The following is a 3,337-nucleotide window of genomic DNA, read 5'->3' on the forward strand; positions in this document are numbered from 1 at the left end:
GGTGGCCAGGGTGCGCAGTTGCTGGTCGCGCAGGACGTCGGCCTTGGGCGCATCGTCGGGGTTCTTTTCGGCCTTCAGGCTGGCCACCTGCTGGACGCCACCGGTGGCGGTCCAGTGGAACCAGGTCTGGCCGGTCTGCCAGATCACCCCGCCGTCGCGGGCGAAGTTGGCCGCACTGGCCTTTTCGCTGCTGCGGGTCAGCTGGGTCAGCGCGCCGCTGCGCAGGTCGCGCAGGAACACGTCGCCGTTGCGCACGAACACGGCACGCTGGCGCAGGGTGTCGTACACCGGGCTGTCCACGTCCAGGCTACCGCGCTGGTCATCGGCCACCTGGGTGGCCACGCCACCGCTGACCGGCTGGCGGAAGGTGTCGCGGACGGGGCTGCCGGTGCGCTTGAGCTGGTACTCGACCTGCTGGCTGTTCCAGGACCACCACGCGCTTTCGACCGGCGGGCCGATCCAGTCGGGGTCGGCCATGGCCTGCTCGATGGTGATCGGCGTCGGCGTCGGCGCCGCGTGGGCGGTGCCGCCGAGGGCGGCGAGCAGCAGCAGGGACAAGGGCAGCGTTCTGGGCATTGCGGGCGGCACCGTAGTAGAAAACCCGGCAAGCGTAGCAGCCGCAAGGGCCGCAGGAAGGGGCCACAGGTCATGGACGTGGCCTTCCTGCGCAAGGCAAGCGGTGGTCGGTGGGTCGGGCGCTGGGGCCCCATACCCTTTCCGGCGAATGTCCTCCGGCGTCGGCCTGCGGCCGCCCCCTCCCCCTTTACTTCGCCTCCAAGGGTATGGGACCCCAGCGCCCGACCCACCGACAGCGCCAGAAAAGCCTGGCTTCCCTTGCTTGCCGCAAGCCGAGCCCCTTAGCGGCCGGTAGGCTCCTGGGCAAAATAAAGTAGGAGGCCGCGACCGCGGCCGGGGGACATTTGCACCAGGGGCCTACCGGCCGCTAAGGGGCCCTCACGCTCGCGGTAGCCCCGGCCTAAGGGGTCGTGCCCGCTGAATCAATCACCAACCCAGGACCGGGCTCCACCTGCGACAAAGTGAAGCAGCGCGTCACCGGGTCGCATGTGCCTTTAACCAATACAAGCCCAGACTGGTGCGGATTCCAGAAAACCTGCCGGAGGCGTCACGTGGACGCGTTGTTGTTGTCGCGGATCCAGTTCGGGTTCGTCATCAGTTTCCATGTGCTGTTTCCCGCCTTCACGATCGGTACGGCCAGTTGGCTGGCCTTCGTCGAGTCACGCTGGCTGCGCACCGGCAACCCGGTCTGGCGCGAGCTGTATTTCTTCTGGCAGAAGATCTTCGCGGTGTCCTTCGGCATGGGCGTGGTCAGCGGCATCGTCATGGCCTTCCAGTTCGGCACCAACTGGCCGCGCCTCAGCGAAGTGGCCGGCAGCGTGATCGGGCCGCTGCTCACCTATGAAGTGCTCACCGCCTTCTTCCTGGAGGCCAGCTTCCTCGGCGTGATGATGTTCGGCTGGGGCCGCGTATCGCCGCGGCTGCATTTCTTCTCCACCTGCATGGTCGCGCTGGGCACGCTGTTCTCCACGTTCTGGATCCTGTCGTCCAACAGCTGGCTGCAGACCCCGGCCGGCTACGCGATGATCGACGGCATCGTGCACCCGCAGGACTGGTGGCAGGTGGTGTTCAACCCCTCCTTCCCGTACCGCCTGGCACACATGGCGCTGGGCTCGTTCATCACCACCTGTTTCGTGATCGGTGGCGTGGGGGCCTGGTACCTGCGCAAGGGCACGCACCTGGAAGCCGGGCGAACCATGCTGCTGGCAGCCGTTGCGTTCGCCGCGCTGACCGTGCCGGTGCAGATCTTCGTCGGCGACATGCATGGCTTGAACACGCTCAAGCACCAGCCGATGAAGATTGCCGCGATGGAAGCGCACTGGCATTCCGAGGGGCAGGGTGAAGGCGTGCCGCTGGTGGTATTCGCGGTGCCCAACGAGAAAGCCGAGCGCAACGACTACGAAATCGCCATTCCCCGCTTGGGCAGCCTGATCCTGACCCATTCGCTGGAGGGCACGTTCGACCCGCTCACCTCGGTACCGGCCAGCGAACGGCCGCCGGTGGTGCCGGTGTTCTTCGCCTTCCGGATCATGGTCGGGCTGGGCACGCTGATGCTGCTGCTGGCCTGGGTGTCGGCGTTCCAGTGGTGGCGCGGCAAGCTGCTGCAGTCGCGGTGGCTGGTGCGCGGCTGGAACTGGATGCTGCCCAGCGGCTTCATCGCGCTGGTATCGGGCTGGTTCGTGACCGAGATGGGGCGCCAGCCGTGGGTGGTGTACGGGGTGCTGCGCACTGCCGACGCGGTGGGCCCGCAGAGTGCGTGGATGACCGCGTTGTCGCTGGGTGTCTACATCGTGGGCTACGCGTTCGTATTCGGCTGGGGCATCTGGTACCTGGTCAAGATCATCCGCACCGGGCCCAAGCCGCACGAACCGGCGCCGGCGCTGGATGCGGGCAGCCATACCCCGGCGCGGCCGCTGTCCGGTGCCGACGAACCGCTGGAGGAGCGCTGACATGGAGATGACAACCTGGCTGCCGGTGGCATGGTTTGCGGTGATCGGCTTTGGCGTGCTGATGTACGTGGTGCTGGACGGTTTCGTGCTGGGCATCGGCATCCTCGCGCCGATGGCCGAGGACGAGGAACAGCTGGACATCATGATGAACACCGCCGCGCCGATCTGGGACGGCAACGAAACCTGGCTGGTGCTGGGCGGGGCCGGGCTGATGGCGGCCTTCCCCAAGGCCTACGCGGCGCTGCTGTCGGCGCTGTACCTGCCGGTGCTGCTGCTGGTGGTGGCGCTGGTGTTCCGCGGGGTGGCGTTCGAATTCCGCTTCAAGGCGCACCGCTCGCGGCGGTTGTGGAGCGTGGCGTTCGGGCTGGGCTCGCTGCTGGCCGCGTTCGCGCAGGGGGTCATTCTCGGGGCGCTGGTGGAAGGCCTGCAGATCGTGGATGGCCGTTATGCCGGTGGGGCGTTCAGCTGGTTCAGTCCGTTCTCGATGCTGACCGGTGCGGCGGTGGTATTCGGCTACGCGCTGCTGGGCAGCACCTGGTTGATCCTGAAGACCGAGGGCCGTGAGCAGGCGTTCGCGCGCACGCTGACGCGGCCGCTGGTGGTGGCGGTGATCGTGTTCATGGGTCTGGTGAGCACCTGGCTGCCGTTCCTGGATTCGCGCCTGATGGCGCGCTGGTTCAGCGATGGCAACTTCTGGTGGCTGTCGCCGGTGCCGCTGCTGACGCTGGGCGTGGCGGTGGCGCTGTGGCGCAGTGCGATGCACCCGCGCCGCGACCTGCCGCCGTTCCTGTTGACCCTGGCGTTGTTCATCC

At 67.4% G+C, this 3,337-nt stretch carries 2 protein-coding genes and 1 pseudogene; 2 read left to right on the forward strand and 1 reads right to left on the reverse strand.

From position 1 onward, the window contains the following. Positions 1-576, reverse strand: a pseudogene (locus DBR34_RS22635) (S9 family peptidase); the annotation flags it as partial. 551 nt (positions 577-1,127) lie between these two features. Between DBR34_RS22635 and DBR34_RS10300 the strand changes: the two are divergent. After that, on the forward strand, positions 1,128-2,525 hold the full coding sequence (locus DBR34_RS10300; RefSeq protein ID WP_128096721.1) for a cytochrome ubiquinol oxidase subunit I: 1,398 nt from the start codon (positions 1,128-1,130) through the stop codon (positions 2,523-2,525). A gap of 1 nt (position 2,526) precedes the next feature. Beyond that, the coding region (gene cydB, locus DBR34_RS10305; protein WP_258223805.1) for a cytochrome d ubiquinol oxidase subunit II at positions 2,527-3,337 on the forward strand (811 nt) is incomplete at its 3' end.

It is taken from the genome of Stenotrophomonas sp. HMWF003, from assembly GCF_003061285.1.
In the GTDB taxonomy this organism is placed as follows: Bacteria; Pseudomonadota; Gammaproteobacteria; order Xanthomonadales; family Xanthomonadaceae; genus Stenotrophomonas; species Stenotrophomonas maltophilia_AP.